At 35.5% G+C, this 19,647-nt stretch carries 22 protein-coding genes; 6 read left to right on the top strand and 16 right to left on the bottom strand.

Annotated elements, in window-relative coordinates:
• Positions 1-86 precede the first annotated feature (86 nt).
• From G7082_RS05825 to celB, 6 genes are read left to right on the top strand one after another with little or no spacing between them, the layout of a single operon-like run.
• Positions 87-1,520, top strand: coding sequence for a 6-phospho-beta-glucosidase (locus tag G7082_RS05825; RefSeq protein WP_166034210.1), 1,434 nt, complete (start codon positions 87-89; stop codon positions 1,518-1,520).
• Between the two features lie 16 nt (positions 1,521-1,536).
• Entirely contained in the window at positions 1,537-1,851 is a 315-nt protein-coding gene (locus G7082_RS05820) for a PTS cellobiose transporter subunit IIB (RefSeq protein ID WP_166034209.1), read from the top strand.
• 17 nt (positions 1,852-1,868) lie between these two features.
• Complete coding sequence (locus G7082_RS05815) at positions 1,869-3,866, top strand: BglG family transcription antiterminator (RefSeq protein ID WP_166034208.1); 1,998 nt, start codon at positions 1,869-1,871, stop codon at positions 3,864-3,866.
• Complete coding sequence (locus tag G7082_RS05810; RefSeq protein WP_166034207.1) at positions 3,867-4,193, top strand: PTS cellobiose transporter subunit IIA; 327 nt, start codon at positions 3,867-3,869, stop codon at positions 4,191-4,193.
• Positions 4,194-4,207: 14 nt separating this feature from the next.
• Positions 4,208-4,699: a hypothetical protein gene (locus G7082_RS05805; protein ID WP_166034206.1), complete on the top strand. Its 492-nt coding sequence runs from the start codon at positions 4,208-4,210 to the stop codon at positions 4,697-4,699.
• A gap of 15 nt (positions 4,700-4,714) precedes the next feature.
• Complete coding sequence (celB, locus tag G7082_RS05800) at positions 4,715-6,055, top strand: PTS cellobiose transporter subunit IIC (RefSeq protein ID WP_166034205.1); 1,341 nt, start codon at positions 4,715-4,717, stop codon at positions 6,053-6,055.
• A gap of 100 nt (positions 6,056-6,155) precedes the next feature.
• On the opposite strand, the gene G7082_RS05795 is transcribed toward celB, so the two are convergent.
• The 16 genes from G7082_RS05795 to G7082_RS05720 all read right to left on the bottom strand — a co-directional run bounded on the left by G7082_RS05795 (position 6,156) and on the right by G7082_RS05720 (position 19,637).
• Positions 6,156-7,625, bottom strand: coding sequence for an ATP-binding protein (locus tag G7082_RS05795; protein WP_238842696.1), 1,470 nt, complete (start codon positions 7,623-7,625; stop codon positions 6,156-6,158).
• A gap of 227 nt (positions 7,626-7,852) precedes the next feature.
• Positions 7,853-10,741, bottom strand: coding sequence for a DEAD/DEAH box helicase (locus G7082_RS05790; RefSeq protein WP_166034204.1), 2,889 nt, complete (start codon positions 10,739-10,741; stop codon positions 7,853-7,855).
• A gap of 1 nt (position 10,742) precedes the next feature.
• Positions 10,743-11,150, bottom strand: coding sequence for a (deoxy)nucleoside triphosphate pyrophosphohydrolase (locus G7082_RS05785; protein WP_166034203.1), 408 nt, complete (start codon positions 11,148-11,150; stop codon positions 10,743-10,745).
• 410 nt (positions 11,151-11,560) lie between these two features.
• Positions 11,561-11,953 (bottom strand): 30S ribosomal protein S9, encoded by a 393-nt coding sequence (gene rpsI, locus G7082_RS05780; RefSeq protein ID WP_086950496.1) that lies wholly within the window; start codon positions 11,951-11,953, stop codon positions 11,561-11,563.
• A gap of 13 nt (positions 11,954-11,966) precedes the next feature.
• Positions 11,967-12,410, bottom strand: a complete 444-nt coding sequence (gene rplM / locus G7082_RS05775) for a 50S ribosomal protein L13 (protein ID WP_166034202.1) — start codon at positions 12,408-12,410, stop codon at positions 11,967-11,969.
• 160 nt (positions 12,411-12,570) lie between these two features.
• On the bottom strand, positions 12,571-13,314 hold the full coding sequence (truA, locus tag G7082_RS05770) for a tRNA pseudouridine(38-40) synthase TruA (protein WP_166034201.1): 744 nt from the start codon (positions 13,312-13,314) through the stop codon (positions 12,571-12,573).
• Between the two features lie 63 nt (positions 13,315-13,377).
• Entirely contained in the window at positions 13,378-14,175 is a 798-nt protein-coding gene (locus tag G7082_RS05765; protein ID WP_166034200.1) for an energy-coupling factor transporter transmembrane component T family protein, read from the bottom strand.
• A complete protein-coding gene (locus G7082_RS05760) occupies positions 14,165-15,037 on the bottom strand; it encodes an energy-coupling factor ABC transporter ATP-binding protein (RefSeq protein WP_166034199.1) in 873 nt (290 codons plus the stop codon). Before G7082_RS05760 ends, G7082_RS05765 begins: the two co-directional genes overlap by 11 nt.
• Positions 15,013-15,855, bottom strand: a complete 843-nt coding sequence (locus tag G7082_RS05755) for an energy-coupling factor ABC transporter ATP-binding protein (RefSeq protein WP_166034198.1) — start codon at positions 15,853-15,855, stop codon at positions 15,013-15,015. Before G7082_RS05755 ends, G7082_RS05760 begins: the two co-directional genes overlap by 25 nt.
• 321 nt (positions 15,856-16,176) lie before the next feature.
• A complete protein-coding gene (rplQ, locus tag G7082_RS05750) occupies positions 16,177-16,563 on the bottom strand; it encodes a 50S ribosomal protein L17 (protein WP_166034197.1) in 387 nt (128 codons plus the stop codon).
• Between the two features lie 29 nt (positions 16,564-16,592).
• Positions 16,593-17,531 (bottom strand): DNA-directed RNA polymerase subunit alpha, encoded by a 939-nt coding sequence (locus G7082_RS05745; protein ID WP_086950503.1) that lies wholly within the window; start codon positions 17,529-17,531, stop codon positions 16,593-16,595.
• Positions 17,532-17,611: 80 nt separating this feature from the next.
• On the bottom strand, positions 17,612-18,001 hold the full coding sequence (rpsK, locus tag G7082_RS05740; RefSeq protein WP_086950504.1) for a 30S ribosomal protein S11: 390 nt from the start codon (positions 17,999-18,001) through the stop codon (positions 17,612-17,614).
• 29 nt (positions 18,002-18,030) lie between these two features.
• On the bottom strand, positions 18,031-18,396 hold the full coding sequence (rpsM, locus tag G7082_RS05735; RefSeq protein ID WP_086950505.1) for a 30S ribosomal protein S13: 366 nt from the start codon (positions 18,394-18,396) through the stop codon (positions 18,031-18,033).
• Between the two features lie 17 nt (positions 18,397-18,413).
• Positions 18,414-18,527, bottom strand: a complete 114-nt coding sequence (gene rpmJ, locus G7082_RS05730; protein ID WP_071457744.1) for a 50S ribosomal protein L36 — start codon at positions 18,525-18,527, stop codon at positions 18,414-18,416.
• Between the two features lie 32 nt (positions 18,528-18,559).
• Entirely contained in the window at positions 18,560-18,778 is a 219-nt protein-coding gene (infA, locus tag G7082_RS05725; RefSeq protein WP_086950506.1) for a translation initiation factor IF-1, read from the bottom strand.
• A gap of 205 nt (positions 18,779-18,983) precedes the next feature.
• Positions 18,984-19,637 (bottom strand): adenylate kinase, encoded by a 654-nt coding sequence (locus tag G7082_RS05720; RefSeq protein ID WP_166034196.1) that lies wholly within the window; start codon positions 19,635-19,637, stop codon positions 18,984-18,986.
• Between the last annotated feature and the right edge of the window lie 10 nt (positions 19,638-19,647).

Raw genomic sequence — 19,647 nt, 5'->3', positions numbered from 1 at the left:
TTTCCTTAATCTTAAGGAAAATTAACTTTTGATAAGAAAACGCTAACATTCTATAATAAAGTCAAATAAAAAACAGGAGTGATAAAATGACTGATAAATTACCAAACAATTTTTTATGGGGTGGTGCTGTGGCGGCTCATCAACTAGAGGGTGCTTGGAATGTTGATGGAAAAGGTCTCAGTGTGGCAGATGTTATGACTGTTGGTAGTACCACTAGTTACCGATCTATTACAGAAGGTGTTCTAGATTCCGAGTATTATCCTAATCATGAAGCCATTGATTTTTACCATCACTATAAAGAAGATATCAAATTATTTGCTGAAATGGGCTTCAAATGTTTTAGGACTTCCATTGCTTGGACACGAATTTTTCCTAAAGGAGATGAACAGAAACCAAATGAAGCTGGTTTACAATTTTATGATGACTTATTCGATGAGTGTCTAAAACATAATATCGAACCCATTGTCACCTTATCTCATTTTGAAATGCCTTATCATCTCGTGACAGAATATGGTGGTTTCAGAAATCGAAAACTCATCGATTTCTTTGTTAAGTTTGCTGAAACGTGTTTCACACGCTATCAATCAAAAGTTAAATATTGGATGACGTTTAATGAAATTAACAATCAGGCTAACTTCAATGAAGATTTTGCACCCTTTACAAATTCAGGTATTTTTTATCAATCAGGAGAAAACCGCGAAGCCATCATGTATCAAGCCGCTCATTATGAATTAGTTGCCAGTGCCAAAGCCGTTCAAATCGGAAAAGCAATTAATCCTGATTTTGAAATTGGTTGTATGATGGCAATGTCCCCTGTTTATCCTGAAAGTTGTCAGCCTGAAAATAATTTAATGGCATTAAAAATTATGGAAAAACGTTATTATTTTGCAGATGTTCATTGTTTTGGAAGCTACCCAAATCATATTCTCAATTACTGGAAGAGAAATAAGATTGCTTTAGATATCACAGACGAAGACTTGGCAGATCTAAAAAAAGGAACAGTTGATTACATCGGTCTTAGTTACTATATGTCCCATGCCACGAAACACCGCTCTGAAAATTCATTTTATGATTACGATGAAACAAAAGATTTGATTAAAAATGAGTTTGTGGAAAGATCAGATTGGGGTTGGCAAATCGATCCAGTCGGTCTTAGATATATTTTAAATTGGTTGACTGACGTTTACCGCTTGCCACTCTTCATTGTTGAAAATGGTTTTGGTGCCTATGACAAAATGGAGGCTGATGGTACTGTTCATGACACTTATCGTATCAATTATCTAAAAGCTCATATCGAGCAAATGCGCCTAGCAGTGATTGAAGATGGCGTTGATTTAATAGGCTACACACCTTGGGGTTGTATTGACTTAGTCTCAGCAGGAACAGGAGAAATGGAAAAACGCTATGGTTTCATTTTTGTTGATAAAGACAATCAAGGACAAGGAACATTAGAACGTAGTAGAAAAGACTCATTTTATTGGTATCAACAAGTCATTCAAAGTAATGGCGAACAACTATAACTAGGAGGAAACACACATGAAAAAAGCATTAATTATTTGCGCCGCAGGAATGTCATCTTCAATGATGGCTTCAAAAACAACGACTTACTTTAAGGATAAAGGACTTGAGATTGAAGTCGATGCCGTTTCAGCAACAGAAGGTGATAACATGATCAAAACCAGTGATTTTGATTTATTTTTAATCAGCCCTCAAACAACGATGTTTTTCGATAAGTTTAAAAAATTAGGTGATGCTGTCAATAAACCTGTAGTCGGCATTCCTTTCCAAGCCTACGTGCCAATTCCAACTGGCATTCAAAAAATGGCCGAACTTATCGAAGAAAGTCTGTAGAAGACATGGTGTATTTGATGAATCAAAAGGAACAACATCTTATCAAATACTTATTGGAAAACCAAGAGGCGTATATCACAAGTCAAGAACTCGCTGAAGAATTATCTCTATCTGATCGAACCATTCGAACCTATATCAATCAATTAAAACCAACACTTGTAAGTCATGGTGCGCGGATTCATTCAAAAACAGGTCATGGTTATCAGTTGGAAATAACTCACCGGGGAACCTTTGATTTATTTCTAAAACAACAAGAAGTCGGCTCTATTATTCGAGGCGATAGCCCTCAAGTCATGGAAATTGAAGACCGACAAAATTATATTCTAAATAAATTACTACTTGAAGATGCCGTTTTAACTTTTGAAGGATTGTCAGAACGGCTCTTCATTAGTCAATCTAGTGTCACAAAAGACGTCAATGAAATTCGAGAACGCCTAAAAGATTACCATCTCATTATTCAAACAAAACCAGGTACTGGCTTTTGGGTTGAAGGGCTTGAACAAGAAAAAAGACATTTCATTATGGATAATTTTTTTGGTAAAAACTATCGGAATCCACTCAAAGAACAGATAAGTAGTAGCAATTTATTTGAGGATATTTCTTTTGAAGAACTCACTATCATCATTCTAGATGAAGCCAGAGAGGAACGATTGAAACTCTCAGATATTATCATTCAAAATCTTGTGCTCCACCTCTCTCTTGCGATTAAACGAATTAGGGAAGGGTTTGAACTCAAACATTCAGGGATTGTTGTTGATGAAACCAGTCAAAAAGAACATAAAGTCGCAACCAAAATTATGAACCGAGTCGAAGCCAACTTAGACATTCAATTCCCAAAAGAAGAAGTTGGCTATCTCACGCTCCATTTAATGGCAAAATCCAATCAAACATCTAGCCACAAGAATGAAAAAGTTCATCAAGCACTCATCCAAATGATTCAAGAATTATCTTTAGACATTGGTATTAATTTAATGGATGACTATCAGCTTTATAACGGACTATTGGAACATATCAAACCAATGCTCGTCCGCTTAGATAAAAATATCAGCTTAAAAAATCCGTTAAAAGAAGACATCAAAAAAAATTATTCAGAGGCTTTTGATTTAACTAAAAAGCATATGCAATCAATGAAAATCTTCGAAGTATACGCGATTAATGAGGACGAATGGGCCTATCTATCACTCCATGTGATGGCTGCCATTGAAAAAAATAGAAATACTAGAAAATTACAGGTACTCATCATTTGTGCGACTGGTTACGGAAGTGCTCAACTTTTACGGAATCGCGTCAACAATGAATTTAGTAACAGTCTCAATGTTGTGGATGTTTTAGGATATTACGAACTCAATGAAGATAGTTTGGCAAATATTGATTTAATTATCTCTTCAATCAACCTATCTTCTGTCTTATTCAAAGTTCCAGTCGTCCATGTTAGCGTCTTTTTAAACACTCAAGACATTGAAAAAATCAAAAAAGAAACAAAGATAATCGATATTAAGTCATCACTCAAAGAAAAAAATTCAACGACTTTAATCAACGAAAAAGGAACTCATTACATCAATGAACATCTTTTAGAAGATCATTTTAAAGTCTATACACAACCGATTACAAAAAAACAGGTATTACTGGATTTATTAGAACAATTGAATGAGGAAAAAGATCCTGATTATATTCACCAAATGACGATTCAAATGAAACAACGGGAAAATATGGGACAAACAATTTTTAGTGATAGCATCGTTGTTCCTCATCCAGCCAAACCCATAGGCATTACAACAAAAATGGCTGTTGGAATTATTCCAGAAGGGATGACTTGGGAACAAAACGAACGTATCCAGTTTGTTTTTCTGATTTCTCCCTCATATATCGAAAACGAAGGAATTACTTATTTAACCAAAACCATCGTTAAACTTGTCGATGATTTAAACACACAACAAGCTATTTTAGATAATCCCAATTTCAATAACTTTCAAACTGAGTTTCTAAAAATAGCGAACCAACAGGAGGTAGATTAAATGGAAGAAATAACCACAAGTGAAGAACTGCAAGTCACAGCATTTGAAATTATACTAAACAGTGGCAATGCCCGGACACTAATTCATGAGGCTTTTGCTGCTATGAGATTAAAAGACTTTGAAACAGCAGACCAAAAACTAACCGAAGCTAACGACAGCATTCTAATCGCTCATCAATCCCAAACTAAATTATTAAAAGAATATGCTGGTGGGAAAAAAATTGAGATGGAAATCATCATGGTTCATGCACAAGATCATCTTATGACAACCATGACTTTATTAGAAGTCGCAAAAGAGATGGAATTTTTATACCAAGATCGACATTAAAAGGAGGAGCTACTATGGAAAACACAGCTGAACTTAACAAAAAGAAAATGAGCCTTAAAGTCATGGCTTACAATCGCTTTTTGATGATTCGTTATACCACTGCTCTCTTTTTCTTTTCTAATCTGTATTGGCTCGTTTTTTTACTCTACCAAAAGAGTTCAGGATTTATGATTCCTTTATTATTATTAGGCACTTCTCTTTTACCAATCGTTGAACAAGTCAAACTCTACCGAGAACCGACAAATAAAGCTCCCTTAACTAAAAAATATTACCAAATACAACTAGGAGCTAACCTTGTTTTAATGATGATCAGCTTCACCCCGCTATTCAAAGAACTATTCTTTTTTATGAATCAAGACAAAGGAGGGAAATTTTCGATTATTTTTATTTTATTAGTTGGTATGATCTTATGTTTACTTATTCTTCAACGTTTAAATCAAATTAAACACAACCAAGATAAACAATATGACCGCGTTAAAAAATACGAAAAATTACTAGGGATTTAAGAAGGGAGTAATACAATGTTTAACTTTTTACAAAAATATTTAATGGGACCAATGAGTAAAATTGCCCAGTTAAAAATAGTTAGAGCTGTTATGGCAGCCGGTATGGCGTCTATTCCATTTACCATTGTTGGTTCCATGTTCTTAGTTTTAAATATTTTACCTTTACCATTTCCAGCTCTTGAAGGTTTTTTCAATGCCACATTCTTTAAAGTTAGCGATTTATACATGATTGTTAACACCATGACTATGGGAATTTTATCGATTTATTTTGCTATTGTTTTTGCTTATGAATTAACTTCTATTGAAAGAGATGAACAAGAAGTGGCAGTCAATCCACTAACTGGTGCCCTACTTGCTGTTTTTGCCTTCTTTATGTGTATTCCAGAGCTTGTTTTATCTGACGGTAAAATTTCTCTAATCTCAAGTATCACTGACACAGAAACAGTGGTTAACGGGATTCGAATGGGTGGATTTGTAGAACGTTTAGGAACATCAGGAATCTTCACTGGTATTATCATGTCTTATATTGCCGTTGAACTTTACGTTTTATGTGTTAAGAGAAAATGGGTCATTAAAATGCCCGACGTTGTGCCACCAGGTGTTTCTCGTTCATTTACAGCCTTAATTCCAACTTTTGTCATTGCTTTTGTGGTGATGATCATCAATGGAACTTTAGTTGCTTTAGGAACAGATATTTTCAAAATCATCTCTATTCCTTTTGGCTTCGTTACTAATTTAACTAACACATGGTTAGGTGTTATGGTGATTTACTTCTTAATTCACGCCCTTTGGATTGTTGGGATTCATGGTGCTAATATCATTACTTCATTCTTAACACCGATTGTTTTAGCTAATATGGCAGCAAATGCGAATGGTGCTTCAATTCCACTTGCTGGTGAATTTAATAACTCTTACGTAACAGTTGGTGGATCTGGTGCCACACTTGGCTTAATCATCTTTATCGCCTTTTTGGCAAAATCAGATCAACTCAAAGTATTAGGAAAAGCTTCATTAGTTCCTGGTATTTTCAATATTAATGAACCGATTATCTTCGGTATGCCAATTGTTTATAACCCTTACTTAGCAGTACCTTTCTTCTTAGCACCAATGGCATCTGCTTCACTTGCTTATTTTGCTATTAAGTTAGAAATTGTTAAACCAATGCTCGCTCAAATGCCTTGGCCTTCCCCAGTTGGAATTGGTGCCTTCGTTGGTAGTGGTGGCGACTGGAAAGCAGCAGTTTTAGCAGTGCTATGTGCGATTCTAGCCTTCTTTATCTGGTTACCATTTATTAAGTTTTATGATAATAAGTTGCTGAAAGAAGAACAAGAAAAGGCTGCTGAGATGGCGGTTTAGGGAGATAGGAAAAGTTAAAGCACCAATCCAGTAGTTTTAGATTGGTGCTTTTTTAGCAAAATTTATACCATTCAAAAATGTAACACTTTTATTTTACAAATTATTGTTCATTATAACTATCAGCCCAAAATGGTATGTATTGCATAAACTTATTACCAGCATTCTCATCATAAGGTTTTACAATACCACTTTTGACAGATAATGTGATAACTTTACTAGCCATACCTGATTGCTTTGGTGTTAATCCAAAGCGTTCTCGCACTGACTTATTCGTCATAAAAGAATTTTCTAAGTATAGTCTACTAGCATGGTAGTAGATTGCATTAATTCGCTCACGATCATTCATATCTGAAATTAACTTTCGCTGATAAAGTGTAACTATTGTGTTATTTTCTTTAGCTTCAATCGTTGGTGCAGGTAAATTTTCTGTTTCCAAAATAATTACTACCTTATCTATACCACTTCCCCTAGATTCAACTAAATGCATTTTTTTAAATAAATTAGCTAATTCTTCATTTCTTGATATCGGTGGTAAATCTAATAAACGATTAGCATCATTAATTGGTGCTCCAGGATTAATAATTTCAACCCGATTATCATAAATTTCAATCATAGGATTACTACCACGAACTGAAAAATCTTGGTGAACAATCTGATTTGCTACCAATTCACGAATAGCCAATGAAGGATAATCTGTCTTTTGAACCTTTCTTCCGCTCTCCTCATATTCCTCTTCTTGAACTGGTAAATATTGTCTAACATATGAAAGTAGCCCTTCAAATCCAACAACAACTCCTTTTGATGCTGTAGTATCTGATAAAGCCGACAGTTTATTTACTCCTTTATAGCGAATAACTCGTACAGCATGAGTTCTTAATTCCTCAAACATTTTTAAATCTTTCGCAAAAGTATAAGCACCTAAATTTGTAATATTATAACAATCACTCGATTTTTCAATAATTAAATCTTCCTCCATTTTCAGGAGAATTTCCTCTGTACTACTTATATTAGAATAGTTCAACATATCTATGTATGTTTGTATATCCAAAAGCTTAAAAATTTCCTCTTGTGAGCAAGAAGTTTTGGCAAATTCTCGTTCAAATGTTTTTGCATCGAAAGAACGCCAAAGTTCTCGTTCTTTTTCAGGATACTCTCCTAAGTTTTTTAATGATGATCCACTTCTGATATATCTAGAACCACGAAATGCAACTGGTCTTCCTGCAGTCATGTGGATACTTAAAGCTACAATATGTTTGCCATCAATAGTTAAATTCTTAAAATCAATGAATAGTCTAGGATCTATCATTCTTTCCAACCATGAAATCAAAGGTTCCCCACCTTTTTTTTCCGATTCTGGATAAAAATTTGTCCCTATGACTTCTTTTTCATCTGATACTCCCCAAATCATATAGGCAAATTGTTTACTTAACATTGCTGCTGAATTTGCTAAGGCAGATATATACTTGCCAATTTTTTCTGGATCGCTATTATTTCCTTTATATTCTAAAACTTCCGATTCATTTTGTGCTAACAATTCTCGGAATCTTTTTTCATCCATCCTATTTTCCAAGTAAATTCCTCCAGCATCTAAAAACTCTTAAAACCTTGATATCTAGCATTTTATCTTATTTTCCAAATTAAATCCATTACTTAATAAAATTAATATTTACATACACCGAATACACACCAAATAAAGATAGACTTTATCTAAGATGGCAAGTCTATCTTTATTTTTTATCAATACGAATTTTGAGTCTACTTTGATTAACTATGCGATAGAATAAGAAATTCTATTTTTTAAGACCTCTTCTCTTCCACTACCTTAGTCAAAAACTCATACATATTAGATTCCACTGCTGTTCCCAATTTAAAATCTATCTCCACAACGTTCTTCATTTTTCCATCAGAGGTTGCTTTCTGCTTCTGAGTAATCGATTCTTTAATTGGTTTCATTTCACCCATGTAATAAAAATCGGTTTCGTTATCTTTATTAGTGTACTTTCGTTTAATAAAGAGATGGATATGTAAATCGTCTAAATCTCGTATGTCCTTTACTTCCTTAGAATTTAATGTTCTTGGTGCTTTAGTGAACCAACGAAACGTCCGCTCATCTAAAAACTCATCTTCATATGCCATCAGTGACGCTTTAAAATCCTTTCCCTTATCTAAGGTCACAAAGATTGTAAAGTGATTGTTACTCGATGTGTAGCCACCAATCCCCTGTTCATTTTGATTAAAGATCATATTAAGTTGACGCAAGGCATCTTTTCTTCGATATTTTTTATACAGGTTCAGAGGTTGAGTGATTTCATAATTCTCTGCTTTTTTTAAGCCTGTTAAAACTGAATCTCCCAGTAGTTTTTCAAAATAAGGATTTTCCAAGTATGTTTTGAGATTATTAGTTATCACTAATTTTTCCGATTCAAAGGTAAACATCTGAGAAGGTAAATATCTTTTTCTCAGTCCTGATTCATAGAATGATAAATCCAAAACTTTCAGAGAAGATTCTAATATATCCTGAGTATAAAAAATTGATTGCTCAACAAACAGCGCTTCTATTTGCTTTATGGTTAGCTCTTCTTTTTTGGTTTTTAAAAAATTGGCTAAAATCAGTAACTCATGTGGCCTGATACCTGATAGTAATTCTGAGGAAACAAATCTTAACGCCTGTGATTCTTCATCAGAAATATTTCCTTCCGTTTCTCCTAATTTTTCTAGAAATTGATAAAAGGTTTTAGTTTTCCCAGCAATCAGTAAAGGATCAACACTTCCTGCTTCTTCAAAATCTAATAAGTACGGCACTCGATTCAAACGATTTTTCAATAAATAAAAATTCCTCTTTAACTCAACCATGGAATCCAATTTAGCTTGATCAATCGATGAAAAAATTCGTTCCTTCGCGATTTTTTCAAAATTAATTGCCGATAAACCCGAAATATATGAAGCGTCAATCGTATCTCGTCTTAAATTATTTTTATTTCTAGAATGATCTCCCGATAACGCCATAGGTATCATGTAATTATTTCTATAGTTTCCAATAAAATCAATCACAGTCACAAAGTCCTTAGACTCATCTTTACGTAAACCACGTCCTAATTGCTGAATAAAAATAATACTTGATTCTGTATTCCTCAACATAATAACTTGGTTCACCTTAGGAATATCAATCCCCTCGTTGAAAATATCCACAGTAAAAATATAATGAATCTGCCCTTGTTCCAACTTCTCAATCTCTGATTCTCGAACATCTAGTTTATCATCTCCAGAAAGATAAGCGCTCGGAATTCCTCTCTGATTAAAAAGCAGTGACAGTTCTTTGGCTTCTTCTTTTCTACTACAAAAAACCAACCCTTTTGCCTGATTTCCAGAGCAACCATAATAATCAATTTTATTAATCAGAAAATCAATCCGTTCTTGATTAACTAAATATTTAAGCTCTGACGTTTCATTAATCAGAAGTCCGTTTTTCTCATAGTCCGTCACACCAAAATAATGAAAAGGACATAAAATATCCTCTTCAAGTGCTTCCTGAAGCCTAATCTCGTAAGCCACATTATAATCAAATAATTCAAAAACATTAAAACCATCTGTTCGTTCAGGGGTTGCTGTCATCCCTAGTAAAAAATCCGGTGTGAAATACTCAATAACTTTTTGGTATGTTTCAGCCCCTGCTTTATGAACTTCATCTATTAAAATATAATCAAAAGCTGACTTGCCTAAAAGTTCTTGATAATTATCTTTTGAGATAGTTTGAATGGTCGCAAATAAATATTTAGCCTCTGTTTCTTTTGAATTACCAGATAAAATTCCATAATCTGAATCCTTACCACCTATCACTTTTTTAAATGAAGCCATCGCTTTTTTTAGAATTTGCTCTCTATGCACAATAAACAACATTCGTTTAGGCTCATATGATGCCACATCTAACGCCGCTAAATAAGTTTTCCCAGTTCCAGTAGCCGAGATAACCAAACCTTTACTAGCACCCGTTTCACGTAAATCTTTCAAACTACTAAGAGCAGCTTTCTGCATCTTATTAGGGGTAATATAGACAGAATCCTCTTCCGCTAAAATTGTTTTTTCTTGTCTGATTATTTGGGAATTAATAATCGGACGATAAGACTTTTTGAATTTTGTTAGCCAGTCATCGGTCAAAGGCACTGCCGTCCGCCATTCGTTTTCTAAGTGCTCTTGAATTGTGGTAATCATCTCACCATTATCATAAGAAGTTAGCTTAACGTTCCACTCATAATTTTGCTTTAACGCGGCCATGGTTAAATTAGAACTACCAATAATAAAACTCTGATAATCTCCCATATCAAACAAATAACCCTTAGCGTGAAATCCTTCTTTCTCCGAAATCCGAATATCAACATTCGGTATTCTCATTAAAGACTCAAAAACCTCTGGCTGATTAAAGCCTAAATAAGTAGATGTCAAAATACGCCCTTTAATCCCTCGCTGTTCCAAATCAGCCAACTGAACCTTAATCGCGTTTAACCCACTTTGAGTAATGAAAGCAACGGAGATAACAAAAGATTGACACTTATCTAAATCACTTTGAACCGTTGTTAATAAAAAATCCTTCTTCTTAGGATTATTAATGATAAATTTAGGATTTAAGGTATCACTAGGAACTAACTTATTGATAAATGCTCTTTTTAACGCTGTTTCTAATAAATCCATCTCACAAGTCCTCGATTTCCTCATTCATTAATTTATCAACCGTTGGAATATCAGCAGGTGCCCATTCTAATGAATTTAGTTCTTCTGCCTGTAGCCACTTAACTTGGAGATGCTCCGTTAATTGTGGTTCACCCGACTTCAAATAACAGATGAACGTCGTTAAATTAACATAACCAAAATCATATTCATACCGACAAAAAGCAAACTCTTCTTCCACTATATCCACTTGAACTTTTAACTCTTCTTTAATCTCGCGTTTTAAAGCTTGAACTTTTAATTCATCCGCTTCTATCTTTCCACCAGGAAACTCCCAAAGATTCGCTAAAGCTCTCCCAGGACCTCTTTGACAACAAAGGATTTTTTTATCTTTAATAATAATTGCTCCCACAACATTAATCTCTTTTTTCATGATTTCATACCTCTTATACTTTTTATCTGCTACTTTAGGATCGCATATAAAAGGTATTTCAACAAGATCTATGTTTGAAATAAAAGATGTTTCGCGGATTAAATTTCTTAATAATATTATTCCACTTAATTATGATAAATTTTTTAAATATCATTTAATCAAATTATTGGGTAGATTTAGAAAAGCCACCCAAATATTAGAAATATAGCATCAAATAATTTTATAAGCTGAGATATCCCATTGATAAGATAAGTTTTTGATACTTTAGCCGATTATGAAGGTTGTATATATCAAAAAAAGACACCCTCCAAATGGAAGATGCCTTGAAAGTCATGATTATAGTAACTGCGCTCAGCAAAGCTTCGCCCAGTACGATTCTCGTAACTCGAAATCTCGAACGATAATCGTAATTAACGCTTAGAGAATTGTGATGCTTTACGAGCTTTTTTAAGACCTGGTTTTTTACGTTCAACCATACGAGCGTCACGAGTTAACAATCCTGCACGTTTAAGAGCTGGACGGAAATCTGGATCTACTTGTAAAAGAGCGCGAGAGATACCGTGGCGAGTTGCCCCAGCTTGTCCTGCGTATCCTCCACCGTCAACGTTAACTAATACGTCATATGCGCCTTTAGTTTCTGTTAATACTAGTGGTTGCATGATTACTTCACGTAAATCAGCATGTGGAATATATTCTTCAATGTCTTTTTTGTTCATGATAATTTTACCTGTACCGGGTACTAAGCGTACGCGAGCTACAGATGTTTTACGACGGCCTGTGCCTAAATATTGTACTTTAGCCAATGAAATTCCCTCCTTAAATTAAGTTAGTGATATCTAATACTTCTGGTTGTTGTGCTTCATGTTTGTGTTCAGCTTCACCATAAACGAATAATTTAGAGCCTTGTTGGCGTCCTAAAGTATTTTTTGGTAACATACCTTTAATTGAGTTTTCAACTAAACGGCGTGAGTTTTTGTCGCGTAATTCACCAGCAGTGATAGCTTTTAAACCACCTGGGTGTTGGCTATGACGGTAGTAAATCTTGTCAGTTGCTTTTTTACCAGTTAATTTAATTTTGTCTGCATTGATTACGATGACATAGTCACCTGTGTCTACATGTGGTGTGAATGTTGGTTTATTTTTTCCGCGTAAGATAGATGCTACGACTGTAGATAGACGACCTAAAGGAATATCTGTCGCGTCTACTACAAACCACTTACGATCAATTTCGCCATTTTTGGCCATATATGTTGTACGCATGGGTATTTTTCCTCCAATATTTTCTTTACGTTGTTTGGGCATTACATAATAAGTTTCCGGGGCTCACCATGTTGTGGTCAAACAATACCATTTATCATATTATCGTGATTTCATTGATATGTCAATAAAATTCATTGCATTTTTTTAATTTTTTTCAAAATTATTTGTAGCTCACATTCATTAAGAAGAGACCTTCAGGATGGGCTGTTGGTCCGGTCATCTTCTTATCTTGATTAAGTAAGGCTTTTTCAATCGCGTCTACTGGTAATTGACCGTTGCCGATTTTTAAAAGGGTTCCCACAAGCATCCGAACCATCTTATATAAGAAACCATTTCCTCTAAAAATAAAAACAAGTTCTGTTTCACTCACTTTTTCAATGGTTACCTCATGAACTGTTCTTGTTTTATCTTGAACCGCACTACCAGTTGCGCAGAAGACGCTAAAATCGTGCTCTCCTTCAATATATTTAGCAGCCTGCCTCATTATCTCTAAATCAGGTTGATAGCGGTAGTGAGCCGAATACAGGCGTTTAAATGGATCCGGTGATTGACCCAAATCCACATGGTAATGATAAATCTTTTCTTTTGCCAAATAACGGGCATGAAATTCGTCATCTACTTGCTCCACTGATTGGAAACAAATGTCTGCTGGGGTTTGAGTATCTAGTGCAAAGCGGAATTTCTCCCCGTCCCTCTCGTGTGGGTAATCAAAGTGAATCACCTGTCCCTTCGCATGAACCCCAGAGTCCGTTCGACCAGAAGGATGAATCGTAATCGATTTCCCTCCATTAATTCGTCTCAACGTATTTTCAATTTCAGCTTGAATCGTGTGGGCATTATTTTGAACTTGGAAACCTGCATAGTTGGTTCCATCATAACTAATCACTGCTTTATAACGTGGCATAGTATTTCCTCCCTAATTTCACAAATGAAGGACCATGACATTAATCGTCACAGTCCCTCTTTTTTATCCTCGTAACCAGATCAAAAGACCTGTTAAAATCGCAAAACCAATCACAACGAAAGTATCATTCTTTTCCCAATGTAAGACACGATACTTCGTACGACCTTCACCGCCCTGGTAACCTCTAGCTTCCATGGCAATCGCTAAATCTTCCGCTCGGTTAAAACTACTCACAAAAAGAGGAATTAACAATGGTACGATGGCTTTCATTTTCTGCATCAAGTTACCTTCACCAAAGTCTACACCACGAGCACGTTGAGCGTTCATGATTTTTTCCGTTTCATCCATTAATGTCGGAACAAAACGCAAAGCAATCGATAGCATCAATGAAATTTCATGAGCTGGAAACTTAATCGCTTTTAGCGGACGCAGTAAGTACTCAATGGCGTCAGCCAGTGATAAAGGTGGCGTTGTCAGAGTAAGTAAGGTTGACATAAAAATAATCAACACAAAACGAATGAAGATGTAAGCACCATTTTTAAGGCCCCACTCACTAATCGTGAAAATCCCCCACTTGAAGTAAACTTCTCCACCTTGCGAAAAGAGAACTTGCAAGATCACCGTGAATAAAATTAACCAGATTAAGGGTTTCACACCTTTAATAAAGAAACGCACACTTATTTTTGATAAAAGAATCGCAAAAAGCGTAAAAGCAAACATTAATCCAAATGACGCAAAATTATTACACAAGAAAATAATAGCAATAAAATAAAAACTGGCTACCAGTTTGGCTCTCGGGTCTAAATTATGAATGAATGAATCCCCAGGAATATAACGTCCTAAAATTAGTTTATTCATCATGAGCGTCACCCACTTTCAAATCACGGGCTAACTCATCTGCAAGCTCTGTGGCTGTTAATGGTAACTGACTAAATTCGTAGCCTTTATCCATTAATTTAAACGCAAAATCAGTCGCAGTTGGCACACCGAGTTGCTTTTCATTTAACCAAGTCACATCTTCAAAAATTTCACGAGGATGACCTTTTTTATGGATTTTTCCTTTTTCAAGAACCACCATGTAATCAGCGTATTCTGCCACATCATCCATTAAATGGGTGACTAAAATAATATTAATGCCCTTTTCTTTATGAAGACGGTAGAACATTTCCATCATGTCTTTACGACCACGTGGATCAAGTCCTGCTGTTGGCTCATCTAAAATCACCACTTCAGGCTCCATGGCTAAAACCCCCGCAATGGCCACACGACGCATTTGTCCACCAGATAGGTCAAATGGTGATCTTTCCATGTAAGAAGCGTCTAAACCAACTAAATCGAGCATTTCAGCTGCTAATTTCATGCTTTCTTCTTCAGAAACACCAAAGTTCTTTGGTCCAAAAGCAATATCACGTGCCACTGTTTCGTCAAATAGCTGAGACTCTGGAAACTGGAACACAATCCCCACTTTTTTACGAATCGGTTTTAAATTTTTATTATCTGTTTCAGGTGTAATCACACGGTCTCCAATGGTTACTTTCCCCTTAGTCGGTTTCAGTAAGGCATTTAAATGTTGGAGTAATGTAGATTTACCACTACCAGTGTGACCAACAATCGCTGTATAGCTGTTACTTGGTATATCTAAATTAACATCAAAAAGCACTCTCTGTTCAAAAGGGCTATTAGGCTGGTAAGTAAAATCTACTTGTTCAAACCGGATGTCCATAACCAGTCCACCATCCCTTCCTCAGTTAAATACGTATCAGGCACATCAATCTCACGCTCTTTTAAAGCCGCTTTTAATTTTTCAGGAAACGGAACATCTAAGCCAAGTTCGATTAACTCTTCACCATGAGAAAAAATCTCTCCCGGTGTTCCCTCTTGAATAATCTCACCTTCACGCATCACTAACACACGATTAGCATACGCCGCTTCATCAATATCATGAGTAATCGAAATAACTGTTAAATTAGATTCTTCTTTAATTTTTCGGATAGTATCAATCACTTCTTTACGTCCTTGAGGATCTAACATAGACGTCGCTTCATCTAAAATGATCACATCAGGTCTTAAAGCAATCACACCCGCAATCGCCACCCGCTGTTTCTGACCACCAGAAAGACGTGCTGGCTCTTTAATCATAAAGTCAGACATACGCACCTTCTCTAAAGCATCCTTAACTCGAGTTAACATATCTTCACGAGGAACACCTTGATTTTCTAAACCAAAGGCCACATCATCCTCAACCGTTGAACCCACAAATTGATTATCAGGATTTTGGAAAACCATACCAATCATTCGGCGAATATCCCAAAGTGTCTCCTCTGTCACTTTTTCACCCTTCACAAAAATATCCCCAGCATTTGGGACAATTAAACCGTTGATTGTTTTTGCTAAGGTTGATTTACCAGATCCGTTGTGACCAATTAAAGCCACCCACTCTCCTGGATATATATTTAAGGAAACATCATTCAGTGCATTTTTTTCTTCTTCACCGTGATATTTAAACGTAATATTTTTTAATTCAATTAAAGGTGTCTCCATATCAATTCTTCCCTATTCTTTATTTCTTTATTTTAAAAAAATGTTTCATTCTATTCTTAATAATATAATTATTAAAAATACAAGGAAACATTCTTGTGAACCAAGACAAACACTCATTTATCTTAGTCGATATTCAGCTATTTGACAATTAAAGCGCATTACATTCGGGTATAAAAAAAGCACTTTATATGATGAGCGCGTGCCCCCTAGTTAAAAACTAAGGGACCAGCACCGAGCTAGACTCGGAAAAATTAATTTCCAACATCATAACACTCTAAAAGAATCATCTATAAAGTGATGCAACATATTTAAACAGTATTATTAAACTAATTCAATAATTACCATAGGTGCAGCGTCACCGCGACGTTGTCCTTTTTTAAGGATACGTGTGTAACCACCTTGGCGATCTTGGTAACGAGGTCCCAAGTCATTAAATAATTTTTGTAAAGCTGTTTCTTGGATGATTACTTCTCCTGATTCGTCTAAACGAGCTTCTAGTAATTCGTTTCTTACATAAGCTGCGGCTTGACGACGGGCATGAAGATCTCCACGTTTACCTAAAGTAATCATTTTCTCAGTAGTTGAGCGGATTTCTTTGGCACGAGCTTCAGTTGTTTCAATGCGTTCGTTGATGATAAGATCAGTTGTCAAATCACGTAACATAGCTTTTCTTTGGCTGCTTGTGCGGCCTAATTTACGATAACTCACGTCGTATTCCCTCCTTAGTCAATTAACGATTAATCGTCTTGACGTAATCCTAGTTCTAAATCAGCTAATTTAGCTTTTACTTCTTCAAGTGATTTACGACCTAAGTTACGGACTTTAATCATTTCAGCCTCAGATTTATTTGTTAATTCTTGTAATGTATTGATGCCTGCGCGTTTCAAACAGTTATAAGAGCGAACAGATAGATCTAATTCTTCTATAGTTGTTTCCAACATTTTTTCTTTTTGTGTTTCTTCTTTTTCGATCATGATTTCAGCGTTCTTAGCTTCGTCAGTTAAGTTAACAAAGATATCTAAATGCTCTGTCAAGATTTTAGCAGATAAACTGATAGCCTCTTGCGGTGCAATAGAACCGTCTGTCCAAACATCTAAAGTTAATTTATCAAAATCTTCACGATGTCCAACACGCGTATTTTCTACTTGGTAGTTAACACGAGTAATGGGTGTGTAGATAGAATCCACTGGTAAAACACCAATTGGCATATCTTCACTTTTGTTTTCATCAGCTTGTACATAACCACGGCCTGGTTTAACAGTTAAACTAGCGCGGAATGTTGCACCTTCAGATACACTACAGATGAATAAATCTTTGTTCATGATTTCAACATCACTATCAGTAATAATGTCACCGGCAGTAACATTAGCTGGACCAGTAATATCGATCTCTAAAGTTTTTTCTTCTTCAGCATATAATTTAAGTGCTAAGCCTTTGATGTTTAAAATTATTTGAGTGACATCTTCACGCACTCCCTTGACAGTAGAAAACTCATGTAATACACCATCAATTTGAAGATTTGTGATTGCAGCACCTGGAAGAGATGACAATAAAATACGGCGTAATGAATTACCTAACGTAGTTCCATAGCCTCTTTCAAGTGGCTCGATGACGAACTTGCCATAATCTCTATCTTCATCAATCTTTGTGATTCTTGGTTTCTCAAATTCAATCATTCTTGTCTATACCCCTTTCAAAACGAAAAGTGTCCTGCTCAATGTCGCAAAAGTTCTACTCATTAGAATAAACTCACTCACTAAACACGACGGCGTTTTGGAGGGCGGCATCCATTATGAGGAACTGGAGTCACGTCACGAATTGCTGTCACTTCTAATCCTGTTGCTTGTAATGAACGAATAGCTGCTTCACGACCAGAACCTGGTCCTTTTACAGTTACGTCAACAGTTTTTAAACCATGTTCCATTGCTGCTTTAGCTGCAACTTCTGCTGCCATTTGAGCTGCGAATGGTGTTGATTTTTTACTTCCTCTAAATCCTAATGAACCTGCTGATGACCATGCAATTGCATTACCATGAACATCTGTTAACATTACGATTGTGTTATTGAATGTAGAGTGGATATGTGCCACACCTGCTTCAATATTCTTTTTCACACGACGTTTTCTAGAAACTTTTTTTGCTACCATGAAGCTTTATACCTCCTTCACTTTAATTCTTATTTTTTCTTACCAGCGATAGAACGAGCTGGTCCTTTTCTTGTGCGTGCATTATTTTTCGTGTTTTGTCCACGAGTTGGTAATCCACGACGATGACGCATACCTCTGTATGAACCAATTTCCATTAAGCGTTTGATGTTTAAGTTTACTTCACGACGTAAGTCACCTTCAACTTTTAATTTATCAATCGCTGCACGGATTGAATCTGTTTGTTCGTTAGTTAAATCGCGTACACGGATTTCTTCAGAAACTCCTGCTTCAGCTAAAACTTGTTGAGAAGTTTTCTTTCCGATTCCAAAAATATAAGTAAGCGAAATAACAACGCGTTTATCACGAGGGATATCTACACCTGCAATACGAGCCATTTTACGTTAACCTCCTTTTATCCTTGACGTTGTTTATGTTTTGGGTTTTCACAGATAACCATAACTCGACCTTTACGACGAATTATTTTACATTTTTCACAAATGGGTTTTACTGATGGTCTTACTTTCATGATTATACCTCCTTGAATTTTACGGAGTACAACTATTTAAAGCGATAAGTAATGCGACCGCGTGTTAAATCATACGGAGATAATTCAACTGTTACCTTATCACCAGGTAAAATACGAATGTAGTGCATTCTAATTTTTCCTGAAACATGTGCTAAAACAACATGGCCATTTTCTAATTCAACTTTAAACATTGCATTCGGCAAAGTTTCGACGACTGTACCTTCAATTTCAATCATATCTTCTTTCGCCACAACTAGTACCTCCTTATACATTGTTTGCATCTGACATATGCGACAAATTGACAAAAATAGAATTCAACCTATTTCTTTCCAACTTTTGTATTATAGCATAACTGTAAAACAAAATAAAGTTGAGAGGAAAAATTTTCCTTAATTCAACTTTTTTAGCAAGAAAAAGGCCTGATTCTCAAAGAATAATAGATAGCTAGATAAATGACTAGTTTTTAGAACCGAGTATCTTTTCGATATCGTTAAAAACTTCTTGAATATCACGATCACCATCAATAGTGCTTACCACACCTAAGTTTTCATAATAAGCTAGAATCGGCTCAGAGTTTTTGATGTTAACTTCCAAACGGTTTTTAACCGTTTCTGGTTTATCGTCTTCTCTTTGGAAGAAGTTATGGCCTCCACAACGATCACAAGTTCCTTCCACTTTTGGTGAATTGAATAATTTATGATAAGTTGCACCACAATCTTTACAGATAAAACGACCCGCTAAACGATCAATTAAAACTTCTGATTCAACATGAATGTTTAAGACGTTGTCTACTTTTTTACCTAATTCCTCTAAAATTGTATCTAATTCTTCTGCTTGAGCTAGTGTACGAGGGAAACCATCTAATAGGAAACCTTTTTCTGTATCGTCTTGAGATAGACGATCTTTCACAATACCGTTTGTTACTTCATCAGGAACCAATTCACCTTTATCAATAAATGATTTAGCTAAAAGGCCTAATTCCGTTTCATTCTTCATTGCGTCACGAAACATGTCTCCAGTTGAGATGTGGGGAATTCCATAAACATCGATTATTCTCTCTGCTTGTGTCCCTTTACCTGCTCCTGGCAATCCCATTAGGATGAGATTCATTTGTTTTCCT

The sequence above is a fragment of the Vagococcus hydrophili genome (genome assembly GCF_011304195.1).
Lineage (GTDB): Bacteria > Bacillota > Bacilli > Lactobacillales > Vagococcaceae > Vagococcus > Vagococcus hydrophili.
Note: the sequence above shows the minus strand (reverse complement) of the source record. Positions and strands in the feature narration are given on the sequence as shown.

Bases quoted from the DNA above. Each gene is read 5' to 3' on its own strand.
- G7082_RS05825 (WP_166034210.1), top strand. From the start codon at position 87: ATGACTGATAAATTACCAAACAATTTTTTATGGGGTGGTGCTGTGGCG.
- G7082_RS05820 (WP_166034209.1), top strand. From the start codon at position 1,537: ATGAAAAAAGCATTAATTATTTGCGCCGCAGGAATGTCATCTTCAATG.
- G7082_RS05815 (WP_166034208.1), top strand. From the start codon at position 1,869: ATGAATCAAAAGGAACAACATCTTATCAAATACTTATTGGAAAACCAA.
- G7082_RS05810 (WP_166034207.1), top strand. From the start codon at position 3,867: ATGGAAGAAATAACCACAAGTGAAGAACTGCAAGTCACAGCATTTGAA.
- G7082_RS05805 (WP_166034206.1), top strand. From the start codon at position 4,208: ATGGAAAACACAGCTGAACTTAACAAAAAGAAAATGAGCCTTAAAGTC.
- celB (WP_166034205.1), top strand. From the start codon at position 4,715: ATGTTTAACTTTTTACAAAAATATTTAATGGGACCAATGAGTAAAATT.
- G7082_RS05790 (WP_166034204.1), bottom strand. From the start codon at position 10,741: ATGGATTTATTAGAAACAGCGTTAAAAAGAGCATTTATCAATAAGTTA.
- G7082_RS05785 (WP_166034203.1), bottom strand. From the start codon at position 11,150: ATGAAAAAAGAGATTAATGTTGTGGGAGCAATTATTATTAAAGATAAA.
- rplM (WP_166034202.1), bottom strand. From the start codon at position 12,410: ATGCGTACAACATATATGGCCAAAAATGGCGAAATTGATCGTAAGTGG.
- truA (WP_166034201.1), bottom strand. From the start codon at position 13,314: ATGCCACGTTATAAAGCAGTGATTAGTTATGATGGAACCAACTATGCA.
- G7082_RS05765 (WP_166034200.1), bottom strand. From the start codon at position 14,175: ATGATGAATAAACTAATTTTAGGACGTTATATTCCTGGGGATTCATTC.
- G7082_RS05760 (WP_166034199.1), bottom strand. From the start codon at position 15,037: ATGGACATCCGGTTTGAACAAGTAGATTTTACTTACCAGCCTAATAGC.
- G7082_RS05755 (WP_166034198.1), bottom strand. From the start codon at position 15,855: ATGGAGACACCTTTAATTGAATTAAAAAATATTACGTTTAAATATCAC.
- G7082_RS05745 (WP_086950503.1), bottom strand. From the start codon at position 17,531: ATGATTGAATTTGAGAAACCAAGAATCACAAAGATTGATGAAGATAGA.
- rpsK (WP_086950504.1), bottom strand. From the start codon at position 18,001: ATGGTAGCAAAAAAAGTTTCTAGAAAACGTCGTGTGAAAAAGAATATT.
- rpsM (WP_086950505.1), bottom strand. From the start codon at position 18,396: ATGGCTCGTATTGCAGGTGTAGATATCCCTCGTGATAAACGCGTTGTT.
- rpmJ (WP_071457744.1), bottom strand. From the start codon at position 18,527: ATGAAAGTAAGACCATCAGTAAAACCCATTTGTGAAAAATGTAAAATA.
- G7082_RS05720 (WP_166034196.1), bottom strand. From the start codon at position 19,637: ATGAATCTCATCCTAATGGGATTGCCAGGAGCAGGTAAAGGGACACAA.